Source organism: Mesoplasma photuris ATCC 49581, from assembly GCF_000702725.1.
In the GTDB taxonomy this organism is placed as follows: Bacteria; Bacillota_I; Bacilli_A; order Mycoplasmatales; family Mycoplasmataceae; genus Tullyiplasma; species Tullyiplasma photuris.
Genome location: NZ_JNJI01000003.1, coordinates 55,944 through 74,013 on the forward strand (window position 1 = coordinate 55,944; position 18,070 = coordinate 74,013).

Genomic DNA, 18,070 nt, shown 5'->3' on the forward strand with positions numbered 1-18,070 from the left:
ATGTTGATTTATTTTTAGTATTTTTATTAGTATAATCAAAATATATGGAGGAATTTTATGACATTAAATCTTGAATTAATTATGAATCATAAATCTATTGATAAAATCGATAATTATGTTGATATGAATTTAAATATAACAACAATTTTAGATTTAATGTCAGACGAATTTATTTCACTTGATGAAAAAGATTATCAACAAGTAAAACAATACATCCAATATGTAATTTGATTAAAAGATAAAAACAAAAATCGTACTGATGCTTTTGAAAAATTTGTTAAACGTGTCAAAGTATTAATGAACGATAAGCCATCAAAAATTAAACCTAAGAAATTCGAACATGAATTATCTTTTGAAGAATCGCAAGCCTTAATTAAAAAAAGAAGAGAAGAACAACGTATTATTGATAAATTTTCATATTCTTCAGGGTTGCATGAAGAAGAAGATTTTTTAACACAAAAAACCGTCGAAGAAAGTCCTGAGACAACTGCTTTATATAATGAATTAGAAAAAGTATTAACTGATGCAGGATCAGTTGAAGCTGGATCAGTTGAAACAGATTTACCACATACTTATTATGATGATTTTGTTAAATTTGATGAAGAAGTTGAAAACTATTTCACAGTTGGTTTTGATGCACGTAAATCAATTCAAGACGCAGCAGTTAGAGAATACGAAGATAATATTTACCAAACAATGGAAATTGAAGAAGAATTTGAAACAGAAGAATATTCAGTTGATCCAACAATGACTGAGTTATTTACTGAAAATTTAGAAACGGAAGACAATAATACTCAAGTGATTGAAGAAAACTTTGATCATGATTTCGAAGAAGTTGAAGAAATGACTCGTGATATGGGGTTAGACAATTTTTCTATTGCTGATGTATCATTTGATGAAGTCGATGAAACATTAACCAATACCGAAGAAGTATTAACAAGTATTGAAAATACAATCGAAGATACATTGACATCTAATCCATCAATAATTAATCAAGTTGATCCAACACAATTAACTTTCGATATTAATACCGAAGATTTAGAAATCAGTTCATTAGATGGAACCATTTTAACTGATAAGTATGGTGTGGAATTAGATGATTTAACTAGTGAATTAGACCCAGATGTAACTTACTTAAATGAAATTGATACTGAAGAAGAAGTTAGAACAGTTGATGCCTTTGCATTTTTAGATAAAATGGAAGATAAATACCTTGATGTTTTAGATGAAACAACAAAAGAAGAAAAATAAGTAAATTTATTTCATATATTTTTAAAAAATGTTAAACTAATAAAGAATTGGAGTTGAATATATATGGCAAGTGTTATCGTACACGAAGGAGAACCAATTGAAAAAGCATTAAAACGCTTTCAAAAGGTAGCTGCTGGAAACAAAGCAGAAGCAAGAAAACGTGAATACCACATGAGTAAAGCTGAAAAAGTAATTTACAAACAAAAACAAAACCGTAAATTTAAATAAGATTACTTATATTCATTTAAGAACCAATTAATGGTTCTTTTTTATTCAAAACGACGATTATGTAAAGGAGATTTATGTTAGTAATTAAGAAAAATAATAAGAAGCAAAAACCTGATAATTTACATAATTATTGAAGAAGAGATGAAAAGGATAAACGAATTCCTAGAAAAAAATAAATCAGTTTTATTGCTGATTTATTTTTTTTATTTCTAATACATAATGAGGTGCTTATGATAAATTACATTAAAACTAATATTACTAAAATTGAAAATGATTATATTGAAATGGAAAAAGAACACTATGGATATAAATTCATAATTATCAATACTAAATTAAATACATTTAAGTTAGGTTATCAAATAGTCTATATTCATAAAGTTATTAATGAATTTGAAGAAGTATATTATGGTTTTAAAAACGAAAATGAACGCGATTTATTTAAAAACTTAATGAATATTAAATCAATTGGTGTTAAAACTAGTTCTTTAATTATGTCAACTTTTTCATTTAATGAAGTTATTGAAATTGTTGAAAATAATGATTTAGAATCTTTAGCTTCAATTAAAGGAATTAGCATTAACTTAACAACTTCGATCATCAAAACACTGTCTAAAATTTACTTTGATAAAAAAATTTCTACTAAAAAAGATGTGGTGATCACTTCTTTAAATAAACTTGGTTATCAAACTAGAAAAATCTATAAAATCGTTTCTGAACTTGATAATAAAATTGGCCAAGAAGAAATGGTTAGATTAACATTAGAAAGAATTAGTTATGAGCAATAACTTTAGACCAAAAGACTATGATGAATATTTTGGTCAACCAAAAATTATTAATAATTTACAAATTTATATCGCAAGTGCAATTAAACGAGAAACTAATTTAGATCACATTATTTTATCGGGAGCTAGTGGGATGGGTAAAACATCATTAGCTTATTTAATAGCTAATGTCTTAAAACGGAAAATTCATATTTTAAACGGACCAACCATTCAAAAACAAAGCGATGTTATATCTGTATTAACTGCTTTAAAAGAATTTGATGTATTGTTTATTGATGAAGTACATTGTATATCAAAAGAAATTTTTGAACTATTATATCCAGTAATCGAAGATAACAAAATCAATATTTTGATCGGTAAAGATTACAATTCGAAAGTAATCAATATTAAACTTCCGAAATTCACTCTGATTGTTGCTACTACTGAAATTGATCGATTACCTGTTCCGTTTATTAATCGCTTTCCAATTAGTTTTGAATTACAAGATTATACAGATGAACAAATGGCACAAATTAGTCTAAATACAGCTCATAAACTTAATTTACCTATCAGCATTGATATTTGCACTAAATTAGGAGAATATGGACGAAAAACGCCACGTATTTTAAATAACTTAATGAAAAGAATTCATGATTTTTATATTTTTGAAGAGATTGATAAAATTGATGAAACTTTTATCAACTATGTTTTAAAAAGAATGGATATATATGAATGTGGTTTAACTAAAAGTGAGATTAATTACTTAAATATTTTAAATGATTGAAATGTACTTGGAGTTGAATCAATTGCGCATCATTTAAACTTACCAATTTCAACCATCATCAAAACTATCGAACCTTACTTAATTAAAAATAATTTGATTACCAAAAAAAGTCGTGGTCGAGCATTAACTCAAAAAGGTTTTCAAGTCATTAGATTAATTAAATAATTTACATTTTAAAGTAATTAAGAATAAAATATACTTAAGGAGGAATAACTTGATGTATCAAAAAAATATATGATTATTATTTTCGGAAAATAATTTAGATTTATATAAGGAAATTTATGAAAAAAACGGAACCTTATCAGGGGCTATAACTAGAGAAAAAGAAATTAAAGAACCATGAACTTTAAAAAGATTCCCTATTTTTTGCGATGTAAATGATAGTAATAAAATTTATAGTGCGCAACCGATGAAAGCTATTTTTAATGAAAAACTACAAGACCTTTTAATTGGGGCAGTTCAAGAAGCTCATGAAATTGCTAAACTAATAAAAGATCAATCATCAAATTATGGAGAAAAAGAAGAAGGAGCAGTTTCTGCTACAGTATTTTCGTTAATGAATAGTTGGTCGTATAATGAAAATTATGATAACTTTACTTTTTTAGACTTGGCTGCAGAATTACTTTATGCAATTGCCTGTAGACATAAATTTAGAGATGGAAATAAAAGAACGGCACTATTATCAGCTATATTAATTTTGAAAATGTCTGGTTTTTCACTGAAAACAGAGCAATTAAAACTTGTAGAGCAATGAGATGATTTTATGGTTAGAATTGTAGAAGAGCATGTAGAAATTCCTGAAAATATACATATAAATCAAATTAAGGAAAAATTGAAAGAAGAACTATTAATAAAAATTTAATATATAATATTTTAAAAGAAGGAGGTATTAATATGAAATTTAATGATTTAGAAACTACTGATTCATTAGTTATTGATTTTGATACTTATGCTAATGAAATCAAAAATGATAAAGATTTAATGGAAGCTTTAGAAAGACTGGCTAATAAATAATTTTAAAAAAACACCTATTGGTGTTTTTTTATTTATTCATTTTTTTAAAAACTGATTTTGCTAAAGTAATTAATATCGAAATTGAATGCACATTAACAATCGCATCTGCATAATTTTGTAATTTAGCTCCTGCTTCAGAATTTTGTAATTCACTAATATCAGACATCGTTTGAACTTCACTAATCATATCTTGTTGTTTGTATACAGCAAAATACTTTTCAATCGCTTTAATTGAATCATACTTTTTATCTCAAGATTTTGCATCTTCTAAAGTTGCAAATTCAGTAACAATATTTGCTGCATCATGTGGATTTCTAATTAAGAATTCTCTAATAGCATTGATTTCACTTTTCAAAGCACTATTTAATAAATAATCTAAATCGTCAGCGTCAATTTCGCTTAATAATTCATCTGCACCCAATTTATTCATAATTGATTCAGTTTTAACAACTGCTTTTTGAATTGTTGAGAAAATTGAGCCAAATTGCATTTTTAGCATTGTCTTACCAAATCCTCCACCACTCATCATCATTGACATTAATTGAGCTTGATCCATTGATCCATTCATCATTCCAGCAATATTAACTGCATTATTTTTTAATAAATTAACTAAGTTTTCAAAAGTGTTTATTTGATTGATTTGATTCACCAATTCAGTAGTGTATTCATTTATCTCATCTGTTTTAGGTAAAAATTGAGCCACCATTGGATTATCAGCCATTCCTGAATCATTAAATTGTGTTTTAATTTCCAATGATTTTTCATAAATTTTATCAATCGAAGTTTTAATTAGTACTTCAACAAGTAATTGTTTTAATGTTTGATTATTATTCATAATTTTAATTCCTTTTACATTTATAATTATATCAATTGAACAACCATAAAGGAATTGCTATTATATAAATAGTAAAAGGAATATATGAAGCAAAATAGTATTACAAAAATTGAAGATAAATACTATGTAAATAAGCATCAGTATTTCTTAATCGATAAAAAAGAAATTAAATCAAAAATGAGTAAGATTGCTTTTCCAGCAATCATTATGGATACTGAATTTTTTAATAGAAGTCACGATCATAACGAAATGAACAAACAATTATATAGTGAAGAAGACCATGATATTGTTTATGTACTTCAATATTCGTTTGCTCAAAATTTTAGAGAAATTTATACACGTAACAATCGAAAATCCATTAAATCGATGACAATGAGAAGAAATTATAATGATAATCATTATAATTTCATGAAACAATACGACATGACAATTAAAAGTTTTATTAACATGTGTATTAACAAAGGAATTAAAACCTTGGTTTTTGCTGGTGATGCAAATGATGCTAAGATTCTAAAAACTTGAATTAATCGTAATAAACAACTTTTAAATAATAAAAAATCTGAATTATTTATTTTAAATGAAGAGACACATGAATATGATGTAAATACATATGATATTTATGATGTTTTAAATCGAAATATGTCATTTTCTAATTTTGATAAAAATGGAAAACAGTTTTATGATCCTAAAAATTTAAAACCAGGAAGAATGGGTGAAAATACTTTATCTTTACCATCTTTAAAAAAGTTTTTTGACTATATGAGAACTTTGAGTAAAAATGAAAATTTTAAAGAAGATGAAGATATTTATAAATTATGTATTAGTGCTTTAAAATTTTATTCTTATGATGTTGCAACTCTTGAACAACATAACGCTTGAAATAAAGATGTTAAAATGGCAAAAGTGCATTGTTATAATGATGTTTTGAAGTTACTTTATTTAATTGATTTTTTATATGCTTTTATGTTTTTTAGTGATGATAAAAACAAATATATCAAAAATGAGAAAAAAGCTGCACCAAAACCAAGAGCTAAAAAACCTAAAAATGTTGAGACTAAAAACACTTTAACATCAACTGTTAAAACTAAGAAAAATGTAAAAGATTTTAGTACTAAATAACTAAAATCTTTTTTATTTAATGTTATTTAAATTGAATGTTAATATGTATAAATATTTTTTTTAGACAATATTGCTATAAAATGATTTCGAAGGGAAACTACAACCATGGAAAAGAAAAATAAACAAATACGCGAATACATATTAGGTTTAATTGAAAAGAATAAAGAACTTAAAATATTTCAATTACCTAGTGAAAATTTTATTGCAACTAAATTTAAAACTTCAAGAACAACAGCTAGAAAAGAGCTTTCTTTATTACAAAGTCAGGGGATTATTTATTCTGTTCAAGGATCAGGTTATTTTATTTCATCATCTGTAGAATTTTCAAAATTGTATCCTATCGGAAATGAAACATACAAAAAACGTAAAGTTATTTTATTAGATGATAAAAATCTTTTGTTTAAAATTGCAGACAAATTAAGTATTGACATCCATAATTTGTCTAACGAAAATTATTTTTCATATACTAAAATTTTTGAAAACGAAGATGGTGTTCCTAGAATTTGCAACAATTCATATATTTTAAAAAGTGCATTTAAAAATATAGATATTATCAAAATAACAAATTCTTTAATGGGTTTTATTAATGAAAATAATATTAACTTAGATAGACAAATAAACGTTGCAAGTGTTTCAGAATCAAATAAAAGCGATCAAGAATTATTGGGTGTAAAAAACAAAACATTGATTCCGGTTGTTTATGGAACCATAATTTCATCTGATGGACAATACATCGAAATATATGAAAGAAGATATAACCCTGATGATTTTATTCAAAACTGAGTTAAATTCTTTTAGTTGTATATACAACTATTTTTAAGAAAAAGCACTGTATTACAGTGCTTTTTAATTTGTATATACAACTTAATTAATTGAAAACATAATATTTTGGTACTTTATTTTATTAAATATGTATGTGAAAGGAAAATATGGAAAAAATTAATTACAACAAACTTATTGATGGTGAAAAAAATTGAGCTATCGAAGAAACTTCTTTTGATATTAATAATCAAGGAAAATTTGAAACAATTTTTTCTTTAGGAAATGGGTACTTAGGTTTAAGGGCAGTTACTGAAGAAAAATATGAAAATAGACATTATGGGCTTTTTATCGGAGGTACATTTAATTTACCAAAAGGTAATGAAGTGCCCGAGCTTCCTAATGGAGCAGATATTTTAAATATGGAATTTATTATTGATAATAAAAAATTTAGCATATTGGATGGTAACATAAATAATTATTCTAGATATTTAAACTTAAAAAATGGTCAATTAATTCGAGAATTTAATTGAACATCTGAAGATACTAAATTAAACTTCGATTTTAAATTTGAAAGTTTCACTTCTTTTGACAACATACATTTAATTTGTCAAAGAGTAACAATCAAATCTTTAAAAGGTAGTTCTGAAATTACTTTTATTGGAGGCATTGATGGTCAAACAACAAATTCAGGAACACAACATTTTGAAGATTATGATACTCAATTTAAAAATTCTAAAATACAACAATATGTATTTAAAACAGATGAGTCTAAGATATCTTTTTATTATAATAGATCTTTCAATTTCTTTAAAAATAAGAAAAAAATTGAAAAAATTACTAATTATTTATTATCTGTTTATGGTTATGACCGTAGAAAAGTTTTTCAAGAGTTTGATTTAGATATAGAAGAGGGAGAAACTCTTACAATTGAATCGTTTTCAACGGTTGAAACAACAAGAGATTTTGATTGAAATTACAAAGCAGATTATGATGAAATTTTGGAAATTCAATCTAAACATCTAGAAAAAGTATTAAATAATGGTTTTGAAGATGCGCTTTTAAAACATACTACAAAATTTAAAGGAAATTTATGAAAAAATTCTGTTAATATTAAATCTAAAAATGATTTAGATATCTTGTTCACAAGAATGGCAAACTATCAACTTTACAAAGTCACACCTCAATTTGATAAAAGATTAAATTTGGATGCCAAGGGTTGAGTTGGAGAAGAATATAAAGGTCATACATTTTGGGATACTGAAATTTATATTTTACCCTTTTATATCTATACTGATCCGCAAAAAGCACGAGCTCTATTGGAACATAGATATTTTGTAAAACCTTCAGCTCATATTAAAGCAAAATTAAATGGACAATTTGGAGCAATGTGACCTTGAGAAACTTCTTGAGTAGAAGATGGTGAAACATGTCCAACATGAGGAGAAGTGGATTTTAAAACAGGAAAAAGAATGAAAGTATGAGCAGCATTTAATGAATTACACATAAGTGCAGATATTATGTGAGCTATCGATATGTATTTTAGACAAACTAATGATCAAGATTTTATGGATAAATATGGTTATGAAATGTTATTTGATACAGCTATTTTTTGAGCAAACATCGCAAAAGAAAATCAACAAGGAAAATTTGAAATTTTAAATGTAACTGGTCCAAATGAATACAAAGAGAATATAGATAATAATATTTTCACAAATTACATGGTCAAGTATGCTTTGGAAAATACATTACAACACTATTTAAAATTAAAAGAAAACAATCCAAAGTTATTGAATAAAATTTCAGAAAAAATTGGTTTAATAAAACATTTAGATTTAATTATTAAATGTAACGAAAATATGTACTTACCAGAAAAAAATGATAATGGTATCTATCCTGAAAATGACACTTTTCTTAATTTAAAAAATTTGGAGAAAATGAATTATTACAAAGAAAATAAAGGTTCAATTTGAAAAGAATATACAGCGAATGACATTAATGAATATCAAGTCTTAAAACAAGCTGATATTGTTGCATTATTTTATACACATTTAGAAAAATTTGATTTTAATGATGTAATTAACAACTGAAAGTATTACGAAGAAAGAACTTTGCATTCTTCATCTTTATCATTAAGTATGCATTCTGTTACAGCAGCATTAATTGGCGAAAAAAAATTATCATATAAGTTTTTTCAAAAAGCAATTGGTGTAGATTATGGTATGAACATGAACTCTTCAAATAATGGAATTCATACAGCAGCAATTGGTGGAATAATAAAATGTTTAACTGAGGGATTTGGTGGAATTAGAATTAATAATATTTTAGAGATTAATCCTAAGCTTCCATTGGAGATTGAAGAATTAGAATATAATTTTCACTATTTAAATAATAAATTCAGAATAAAAATTACTAATAATGAAATTGTTTTACATAGATTGAGTGGAAATGACAAAATCAAATTTTTAGTTAACAAAGAAGAAAAGATAATAGATAAGAACGAAAAGGAAAAGGAGATAAGTTATTAATATGTCAATAAAAGGATTTATTTTCGATTTAGATGGTGTTATAACCGAAACTGCATGAATGCATTTTGAATCTTGGAAAAAGATGGCTTCTAAAATCAATATTAAACTTTCTACTGAAGACGAAAAATTGCTGCGTGGTGTATCAAGATCTGAGAGTTTAAATTTAATAATTAAAAAATATTCTACTGAAGATTATTCTTTAGAATTTAAACTTGAATTAGAAGATTATAAAAATTCGGAATATATAAAATTACTAGAAAATTTAAATGAAAATTATATTTTGCCTAACGTCTTAGAAATTTTAAAATATCTAAAAAACAAAAATATAAAAATAGCATTAGCCTCAGTATCAAAGAATGCTGTAATGATTATTAAGAAACTTGGAATTTATGAATATTTTGATTATATCGTCGATATAAATAAAGTTACTAATTCAAAACCTAATCCCGAAATTTTTGAAAAAGCAATTGCTGGATTGGAATTGCAAAAAAATGAAGTAATTGTTGTTGATGATTCTGAAATTGGTATGGAGACTGTGGAAAACGGAAATATTAAAAGTATTGGAATAGGTGTTAAAGGTCTTTACTCATTTCCATCAACAAAGGAATTCGGAATAAAAGAACTTAAAAGAATTTTGGAGGAAAATAAAAATGGCTAAAAGTGAATTAATTAAACGATTTGCACAAAGAAAAAGCTATAAGCAAGATCAACAAATAAGTTTGAAACAATTAGTATGACTTGGTTTCAACTATACAGTATCAATGGGATTCACATTAACTTTATCTAAAACTTTTGGTGGAGAAACAGGTGTTGGTGTTCATTTGTTTTGAATCATCATGCTTGGAGCAATTGTTGCTGGTGGAGCAGCTTGAGCATTCGCTAAATGTTCAAATGTTTTTTCAGATAAAAATGGGGGTGCTTTTGAATATACAAGAAGAACTTTTGGTAGATTCAACGGGTGGATGGTTGGTTTTTATCAATATGTTCTAATACCAGTTACTACACCGGCATCAATCCTTGTTATGATAACAATCGCTTTTCAGGGAATGTATGACCCATTAATGTTCGGGAGTGAAGAAAAAACTAGATTGATATTAAACATTATTGCTATTGGAGTTTATATTGTTCTATCATTATTAGTTCTTTTAGGTACAGTAGTATTTAAATGAGCAACTAATTTAACTTCAGGAGTTAAATGAATAATTTTAATAATGGTTTATATATCATCTGTAATAATAATGATTAGAACAAATGGTGAAAATTACAATGAAGCTATCGAAACCGGAGAATTAACTTCACAAAATTTTAATACATCCTTTTCTGCGTTTTTTTACGCTTATACTGGATTTGAAACTTTTTCAACTATAAGTGATAATGTTAAAAATCCAAAGAAAACAATGCCGAAAGCAATTATGTTAGTATTATTTATTGCTACAGCATTTTATATCATTGGATTAGTATTTGTTATGGGTGCTCTTGGTGGTAATGTTTCAGAAAATCCAAATAATCAAATAATTTCAACTGCTATGGGTGGTGGTGCATTGGTGATGGTTGGTATTTCTAATATAGCTGCAAATATTAATGGATTTATGCAAGGAGCATACTATAGTGGTGGTATGTTACAACCTTTAGCTGAACAAAGAATGATTACTACAAAAATTGCAGAAGTTAATAAAAAGAAAAATGTAGCAATCAAAGCATTATTTTTAAATATGATATTAACTGTTTTCTTTGCTGTTTTTTGATTAGTATTACCATATATATTAAATGATGACGGTGTTGATTATACATCTCTTATAGGATTTAATTCTATAGTTACATTTATTATTTATGGATATGTTATTTGCGCAGCACTTTATTTAAGTATAAAACACAAAACAAGTTCAAATATTTTAATTTATATATTGTGAGGTGGAGTATTAGCATTTTTAGGATATCAATTTGTTGCATATTTCATAGAATGAGATACAAATAAATGACAAATATTAACTTTTTCTGTTGTTACTTTGCTTTCTTTATTATGATATTTCTTTGGAGCTACTTTAAACCAGAGAAAAAAATATTTTGAATACAAAATAAGACAATTTGATAAAAAACTGTTAAATTGTTCTAATGAAAAAACTATTAAAAAATTTAAAAATAAGAAAGTATTCGTTCAAGAGCAATTAGACTGAATTAATAATGAAATTGTAACAGGTAAATATGATATAAATAGTCTACCTGATTGAAAAGATACAAACGAATTTAAAGAAATCAAAGAATATAAACTATCAAAAATAAGAACAAAAGAAAGATCTATAATTGACGGTTCATCATTAATAACAACTCCTAAATTTATTCTTGTTTCTAAAATTAAAAAAATTAATAAAAAGATAATGAAGTCAGGAAGCCACACAAAACAAATCGAATTTGATTTTATGACTAAAATAGAAATGAATGAAATAATAAATTCAAATTCTAATTAAACTTATTTGATTTATATATATTAGCAAAAAACACTTTAACATCAACTGTTAAAACTAAGAAAAATTTAAAAGATTTTAGTACTAAATAACTAAAATCTTTTTTATTTAAATAAAAAAATAATTAAAAAATAAATAAGATTAATTAAAATTAAAAAAGTAAATTTTGCTAACAATTTTTAACTTTTTAGATACTATAATCAAATCGATTAGTAGTGATGCTAATCGCAAGGAGTAAGTTATGAAATTAAATTTGAAGCAGTTTAAAACTAAACCGCTAAATGATTTAAATGATTCAAAGCTTATTGAAAAAATTAAAGAACTTGAAGAAATTGATTATTCTAAATTAAGCAGTCCTGATTTACCATTCTTCCATCATGGATATGTTCATACTTTTGGTGTGATAAGAGACTCACTAAGATGACAATGACGTAAACAATTAGTTGCTGGAATATTAGCAGGAATATTTATTGGTGTTGCTTATGTTGCTGTGGTTTTTGCAACAGCATCAATCGACAATGTATCAGTCAAAAAACTTTTAACTGGGACATTGTTTTCTGGAGTAATCTTGTTAATCGCATTTTTAGGTGGTGGATTTTTAACAGCTTATTTTTGAATGAATAAACTGTTATTTACTAAAGGTGAACGATGAAAAATATACTTAAAAGCTTGTGGATTAGTATATTTAGGTAACATTTTAGGTATTGGAATATTTTCAGCATTACTATTATTATCAAAAACATTTGGACAAGCACAAATTCAAATGATTCAAGATTCACTTATCTATGGAAAAATGTATGGATTGGGTGATCAATTGAAATCTGGAGGACTAAGTAACATTACAATATCAATTGTGTTTAAAGCACTCGGCTTTGTATTTGCTTCTGCAATTTTATGTAATTTTTTAGTTTGTTTAGCTGCTCAAGGCGCTAAATCAACAAAAGGAAATGTAGTTGCTTCTATGATTATGAACTTATTAGTCATATTTTATTTTTCATTGGCAGGATATCAACATACAGTAGCTAACTGATTCGGTGCTTGATTCGCCCTATTGGGACCAATTAGTGGAACAGGCTTTACTCTGGATGTTAATGCAGGTTGATTATTCATAGTGATTAATATCATTCCAGCATTTTTTGGTAATTGACTTGGTGCAACAATCATGACTTGATTTATTGCCATTTTCAATAAAGAATTTGAAGTATTATTAATTAAAAAATATCGATTACAAGATTTAAAAATGGAATTTGATAATCGTCAAAATAGTTAAAAGCTTACAAATCACCTGCTCAGGTGATTTTTATTTTTCACATACTTCAAATTAAGTTATAATTTTATATATAAGGAGCGTCTATGAAGAAATGTATCGGTTGTGGTAATGTTTTACAAACAGAGAGTCAAAAAAAGACTGGTTATGCAGTTAAATTAGAAAATGACTATTGTTTAAGATGCTTTAGAATTAAAAATTATAATGATTTAGTTGATCAAGACATTAATCAGGATCAGTTCATTGAAAACATTAAAGAAATTTCAAAATCAAAATCTAAAAAAACTTTTTATTACATTGTTGATATTTTTGATTTAGAAGGTACTAGAATGCTAGAACTTGAACAAGTTATTTCTAAACACAATGTAATTATTGTGGTTAATAAAATTGATTTAATGCCAAAAGCTGTTAAATTATCAAAAATTAGACGTTATGTTGCAAATGAGTTTAAAAACTCTATATTAAAAGATGCCAAAATTGTATTAACAACAACAATGAAACAAAACTTTGTAACTCCACTATTAAATATAGTTTTAAAAGATGGCAACGAACAATATTTTGTTGGAGTTTCTAACGTTGGTAAATCTTCAATTATTAATGCAATTTTGAAAGCGAACAATTTAATTCCGAAAATTTTAGAATCAAAATATTTCAATACAACTTTAGATATTATTGAAATTAAATTAAATTCAAAAGTCTCAATGTTTGATACTCCTGGTGTTGCAAGAGTTAACTCAATTGCTAACATTATGGAAACTAAAGATTGAGAATATTGTTATTTTAAAAAAGAAATTAAACAATTTACTTTCCAATTAAATTCAGAACAAACGATTTTTTTTGCGGGATTAGCATGATTTGATTTTTTAGGAGAGGGTAAAACAAATTTCCATATTTATACTAATAAAGAGATTGATTTACATCGTACAAAAACAACTAATAGCATCGATTACTGAAATAAAAATAGAGACATTTTATCACCAACAATTATTGATGATAAATTTAAAAAACACTATTTTGAATTTACTGATGCAGTAATTGGCAAAGAATACGATATTGTAATTTCTGGTTTGGGATGAATTCATTTTATTGTCGAACATCCAATGACTATTGTGGTTAATATTCCAAAAGAAGATAATCAAGTTTTAGTTTATAGTAGAGATCCATTAATTTAGTAAAAATATATTATATAATTAAATTGTCTTCTGGGTGGCACGCCTACGCGGACTTTAAATGCAATGACACAAATGTGTAACAGCAATTTATTTGCTGTTTTTTTTATTTAAAAACAAAAAAAGGATTGCTCCTTTTTTATCTCAATATTTCTTTAAGTTTTTCAAGGTCGTGAGAATCATTTGATGTTAATTGAATCATAGATTCTGTTCCACCGCCATTAAATTTAGTGTTTTCTAAAATATTTGCTAAAAGTAATTTTAAATTAATATCTAAGTTTTTATTTCTCATTAAAATTGTATTTACACCTGCTGATGACTTATTAATAAAAACGATCACTTTTTCTGGGTTATGAGATACTTCTTGTGAAATTTTAGATAAAAACATTTTATTAGTATATAAATCTTCTGCAGTTTCTAAAATTAAATAATTACCAACTGAATTGAATTCAAAAGTAGATTGATTGATTTTTTGTACTAAATCACGCTCTAATTCTTTTAAATATTTATTAACGATCAAGATGATTTCATTATGGATTTCATTAATTCTTTTAATTGATAAGTAATTTCATTGGTTAAGTAATGATTCAGCTTCATTTAATAACTCTTTAAAATCGTAGTTTATATTATTGTTCACACCTCTATTAATGGTTGCTTTAATTTCTTCTAAACGAGTATTTAACTTAGCTGTAAAGTATTCATTAGCATAATCAGGATTTGATGTCATTTCAATTAAAGTGCGTTTTGAATTTTTATCAAAATCTAAAAATCAAGTTTGCTTAATTTCACCAGTTGAATCTACATGAGTTCCACTACATGGTTCAATTACAATTCCAGGAAATTCAACCATCCTTACTAATTCATCACCACTGATCTTAGTAAATTCATATAAATATTCTTTTTCAATCGCTTCAGCTTGAGTTACGTTGAAAATATTTGACTTAATATTTGCTGGAATGATTTCATTATTAAAAATATTAGTTACCTTCATAACCAAATCTTCAGTTAGTAATTCATCGTTTTCAAATTGAAGTTGATATTTATATTTGTCTAATTTACTTCCAATTTCATAAATGTAATGACCAACATTTTTTATAGTTGATTGTCACATAATATGTATTGAGGAGTGATTAATTGAAGTTAGTCGTCTTCATTCGCTATCAACTTTGGTTTCAACTACATCACCGATTTTTAATATTTGATCTCCTAAATTAATTTGATGAATGAAGTAACCATAAACCAGATCTTTTCTAACATCGATTACATCAAATTGCTGATTTTTAAATTTAATTATTCCTTGATCAGAAGCTTGTCCACCAGACATTGCATAAAAAGGAGTTTTATCAAAGAACACATATCCCTCACCAGTTAAAGCTTTAACTGACTGATAGTTACTATCAAATAATTCTAAAACAGTTGACTTTGTTTTTAAAGTTTCATAACCAACAAATTCAGTTTTATCAAAATTAAACTTTTCATACTCTTTAAATTTTTCCATATCTTAATTTCCTTTTCTTTTAAAAATTATACATTATCAAATCTCAAAACCAAATTTAGATAATTAAGTATTTTTAATTTAACTAATACTAATTAAAATTGTTTATTTTAATGTATTTTCAAATTAGCAAACCACCATCAATTAGGTTAAAATATTTATAAAGGAGTTTATTAAAATGAGTGAAAAAGAATATGATACTTTAGATAAAATTATTCCTAAAATTAATGAGTATGCTAAAATTAAAAAAGAGCGTGAATTAACCGAATCAGAAATTAAGCATAGAGATATTTTAAGACAAAGATATTTAGAAATATATCGTGCTGGTTTCATTGATCAATTAAAATCAATCAAAGTAGTTGATGAAAAAGGCAATGACGTTACACCTGAAAAACTAAGAAAACTAAAAGAGGAACAACACTAAGATGAAAATAAATAAAGATATTAATCTAAATGCAATGAGAATATTAGGAGTTGAAGCAGTTAATAAAGCCAATTCTGGTCACCCCGGAATTGTTTTAGGAGCAGCACCAATTGTTTACACATTATTTACAAAAATTATGAAACATAATCCAAGTAATAGTAAATGATTTAACAGAGATCGTTTTATATTATCTGCAGGACACGGTAGTGCACTATTATATTCAGCATTACATTTATCTGGATATGATGTAACGATTGAAGATATGAAAAGTTTTAGGCAATGAAAATCTAAAACTCCTGGTCATCCAGAATTAGGAATGACTGATGGGGTAGAGGTTACAACTGGTCCTTTAGGTCAAGGAATTGCTATGGGAGTTGGTATGGCTTTAGCTGAATCAGTTCTTGAAGCTAAATTCAATACTGAAAATCACCAAATCATTGACCACCACACTTATGTTTTATGTGGTGATGGGGATTTACAAGAAGGTGTTTCATATGAAGCAATTTCATTTGCTGGAAAAAATGAATTAAATAAATTAATTTTAATTCATGATTCAAATGATATTCAATTAGACAGTAAAGTAAGCGACGCTATGAGTGAAAACATGGCGATGAGATTTAAAGCTGCTAATTGAAATGTTTTAAAAGTTAAAAATGGTGAAGATGTTCAAGCGATTGAAAAAGCAATTTTAAAAGCTCATAAATCAAAAAAACCAACTTACATCGAAGTAAAAACCGAAATCGGAATTGGTGCTAAAAACTCAGGAACTAGCGAAGTGCATGGTTCTCCATTAGGAGCTGGAATTATTGATGTTAAAAAAGCAATGAAATGAACTGAAGAAGAATTTACAATCCCTGCTTCTGTTTATGAATTTTATAAAGAAGTAGCTTTCAAAAATGCTGAAATTAATACACAATGAGATAACTCATTTAAAGAATATAAAAAAGTTAACAAAAAATTAGCAACAGAATTAGAAAATGCTTTAGCTGGTGAAATCACTATTGATTCAGAAAACTTATTAAAAGCAATTCCTGCTAAAAAAGAGGCAACAAGAGTAAGTTCTGGAAATATTTTTAATGCTATTCAAGCAAAAAATACAACATTGGTTGGTGGAAGTGCTGATTTAACTTCATCAACAAAAATCGCAGGAATGAATGGTAATTATTCTCCTGAAAATCGTAAAGGTAAAAACATTAAATACGGTGTTAGAGAATTTGCAATGGCCGCTATAAATAATGGAGTGGCCGCTCATGGTGGAGTTACACCTTTTGCATCAGGATTCTTTGTCTTTGCTGACTATATGAAACCAGCAATCAGATTGTCTGCAATAATGGATTTACAAACATTAAATATCTTCACTCACGATTCAGTAGCAGTTGGAGAAGATGGTCCTACTCATCAACCAATTGAACAATTAGCAATGTTAAGATCAATTCCTAACCACGTTGTTATTAGACCTGCTGATTATGCAGAAACAGTTGCAGCTTACGAAATTGCTTTAAATAATAAAAAGGGACCAACAAGTATTGTTCTAACACGTCAAGACTTAGAACAATTACCTCACAAAAATGTAATAAGTGAAGTAAATAAAGGTGCTTACTTAATAGTTAATGATAAAAATGCTACAATTACATTGTTAGCTTCTGGATCAGAAGTTTCATTAGCTATAAAAGTAAAAGAAGAATTAGCAAAAGATGGCATAATTGCAAAAGTTGTATCAATGCCATCAACTAACTTATTTGAAAAACAAACTAAAAAATATAAAGATTCAATTATTGATCGATCAACATTAAGAGTTTCAATCGAAATGGGAGCAACAATGGGTTGAGATAAGTATATTGGAGAAGATGGTTTAGCATTCGGTATTGATCGATTTGGTGAATCAGCTCCTGGTGATTTAGTAATTCAAAAATTAGGATTCACACCAGAAGAAATTTCAAAAGAAATTATGAAAAAAATTAGATAGGAGAATAC

16 protein-coding genes are annotated in these 18,070 nt (G+C 26.2%); 14 read left to right on the forward strand and 2 right to left on the reverse strand.

Annotation, left to right across the window (positions count from 1 at the left end; genetic code table 4):
* Nucleotides 1-57 precede the first annotated feature (57 nt).
* The 5 genes from T347_RS0101965 to T347_RS0101990 all read left to right on the forward strand — a co-directional run bounded on the left by T347_RS0101965 (nucleotide 58) and on the right by T347_RS0101990 (nucleotide 3,886).
* Nucleotides 58-1,251 (forward strand): hypothetical protein, encoded by a 1,194-nt coding sequence (locus tag T347_RS0101965; protein WP_031542761.1) that lies wholly within the window; start codon nucleotides 58-60, stop codon nucleotides 1,249-1,251.
* Between the two features lie 63 nt (nucleotides 1,252-1,314).
* The gene (gene rpsU, locus T347_RS0101970) at nucleotides 1,315-1,479 is read left to right on the forward strand and encodes a 30S ribosomal protein S21 (RefSeq protein WP_031542763.1); all 165 of its coding nucleotides are present in this window, start codon (nucleotides 1,315-1,317) and stop codon (nucleotides 1,477-1,479) included.
* A gap of 230 nt (nucleotides 1,480-1,709) precedes the next feature.
* Complete coding sequence (gene ruvA / locus T347_RS0101980) at nucleotides 1,710-2,264, forward strand: Holliday junction branch migration protein RuvA (protein WP_031542765.1); 555 nt, start codon at nucleotides 1,710-1,712, stop codon at nucleotides 2,262-2,264.
* On the forward strand, nucleotides 2,254-3,189 hold the full coding sequence (ruvB, locus tag T347_RS0101985; protein ID WP_031542768.1) for a Holliday junction branch migration DNA helicase RuvB: 936 nt from the start codon (nucleotides 2,254-2,256) through the stop codon (nucleotides 3,187-3,189). Before ruvA ends, ruvB begins: the two co-directional genes overlap by 11 nt.
* Before the next feature lie 52 nt (nucleotides 3,190-3,241).
* Complete coding sequence (locus tag T347_RS0101990) at nucleotides 3,242-3,886, forward strand: type II toxin-antitoxin system death-on-curing family toxin (protein WP_031542771.1); 645 nt, start codon at nucleotides 3,242-3,244, stop codon at nucleotides 3,884-3,886.
* 180 nt (nucleotides 3,887-4,066) lie between these two features.
* Here the strand turns inward: T347_RS0101990 and T347_RS0102000 are convergent, their stop codons facing one another.
* Entirely contained in the window at nucleotides 4,067-4,873 is an 807-nt protein-coding gene (locus T347_RS0102000) for a hypothetical protein (RefSeq protein WP_031542773.1), read from the reverse strand.
* Between the two features lie 84 nt (nucleotides 4,874-4,957).
* Between T347_RS0102000 and T347_RS03890 the strand changes: the two genes are divergently transcribed.
* The 7 genes from T347_RS03890 (at nucleotide 4,958) to yqeH (ending at nucleotide 14,180) form a co-directional block, all read left to right on the forward strand.
* Entirely contained in the window at nucleotides 4,958-5,992 is a 1,035-nt protein-coding gene (locus tag T347_RS03890) for a hypothetical protein (protein WP_211246845.1), read from the forward strand.
* A gap of 105 nt (nucleotides 5,993-6,097) precedes the next feature.
* Complete coding sequence (locus T347_RS03810) at nucleotides 6,098-6,790, forward strand: GntR family transcriptional regulator (protein ID WP_031542777.1); 693 nt, start codon at nucleotides 6,098-6,100, stop codon at nucleotides 6,788-6,790.
* A 131-nt stretch (nucleotides 6,791-6,921) separates the two neighbouring features.
* Entirely contained in the window at nucleotides 6,922-9,279 is a 2,358-nt protein-coding gene (locus tag T347_RS0102015; protein ID WP_031542779.1) for a glycosyl hydrolase family 65 domain-containing protein, read from the forward strand.
* Between the two features lies 1 nt (nucleotide 9,280).
* Nucleotides 9,281-9,937 (forward strand): beta-phosphoglucomutase, encoded by a 657-nt coding sequence (gene pgmB, locus T347_RS0102020; protein WP_031542781.1) that lies wholly within the window; start codon nucleotides 9,281-9,283, stop codon nucleotides 9,935-9,937.
* Nucleotides 9,930-11,744 carry an APC family permease gene (locus T347_RS0102025; RefSeq protein ID WP_031542782.1) on the forward strand — a complete coding sequence of 605 codons (1,815 nt, stop codon included), beginning with the start codon at nucleotides 9,930-9,932 and terminating at the stop codon, nucleotides 11,742-11,744. The genes pgmB and T347_RS0102025 overlap by 8 nt, the downstream gene beginning before the upstream one ends.
* A gap of 238 nt (nucleotides 11,745-11,982) precedes the next feature.
* On the forward strand, nucleotides 11,983-13,011 hold the full coding sequence (locus tag T347_RS03740; RefSeq protein ID WP_036228438.1) for a formate/nitrite transporter family protein: 1,029 nt from the start codon (nucleotides 11,983-11,985) through the stop codon (nucleotides 13,009-13,011).
* Between the two features lie 83 nt (nucleotides 13,012-13,094).
* Nucleotides 13,095-14,180, forward strand: coding sequence for a ribosome biogenesis GTPase YqeH (gene yqeH, locus T347_RS0102035; protein WP_031542784.1), 1,086 nt, complete (start codon nucleotides 13,095-13,097; stop codon nucleotides 14,178-14,180).
* Between the two features lie 136 nt (nucleotides 14,181-14,316).
* Here yqeH and T347_RS0102040 read toward each other — a convergent pair whose 3' ends face one another.
* Nucleotides 14,317-15,675, reverse strand: a complete 1,359-nt coding sequence (locus T347_RS0102040; RefSeq protein WP_031542786.1) for an alanine--tRNA ligase-related protein — start codon at nucleotides 15,673-15,675, stop codon at nucleotides 14,317-14,319.
* Between the two features lie 175 nt (nucleotides 15,676-15,850).
* On the opposite strand from T347_RS0102040, the gene T347_RS0102045 reads away from it, so the two are divergent.
* Together T347_RS0102045 and tkt are read left to right on the forward strand one after the other, a co-directional pair.
* On the forward strand, nucleotides 15,851-16,096 hold the full coding sequence (locus T347_RS0102045; RefSeq protein WP_031542788.1) for a DUF896 domain-containing protein: 246 nt from the start codon (nucleotides 15,851-15,853) through the stop codon (nucleotides 16,094-16,096).
* Nucleotide 16,097: 1 nt separating this feature from the next.
* Nucleotides 16,098-18,062 (forward strand): transketolase, encoded by a 1,965-nt coding sequence (gene tkt, locus T347_RS0102050; RefSeq protein ID WP_031542789.1) that lies wholly within the window; start codon nucleotides 16,098-16,100, stop codon nucleotides 18,060-18,062.
* Nucleotides 18,063-18,070 lie beyond the last annotated feature (8 nt).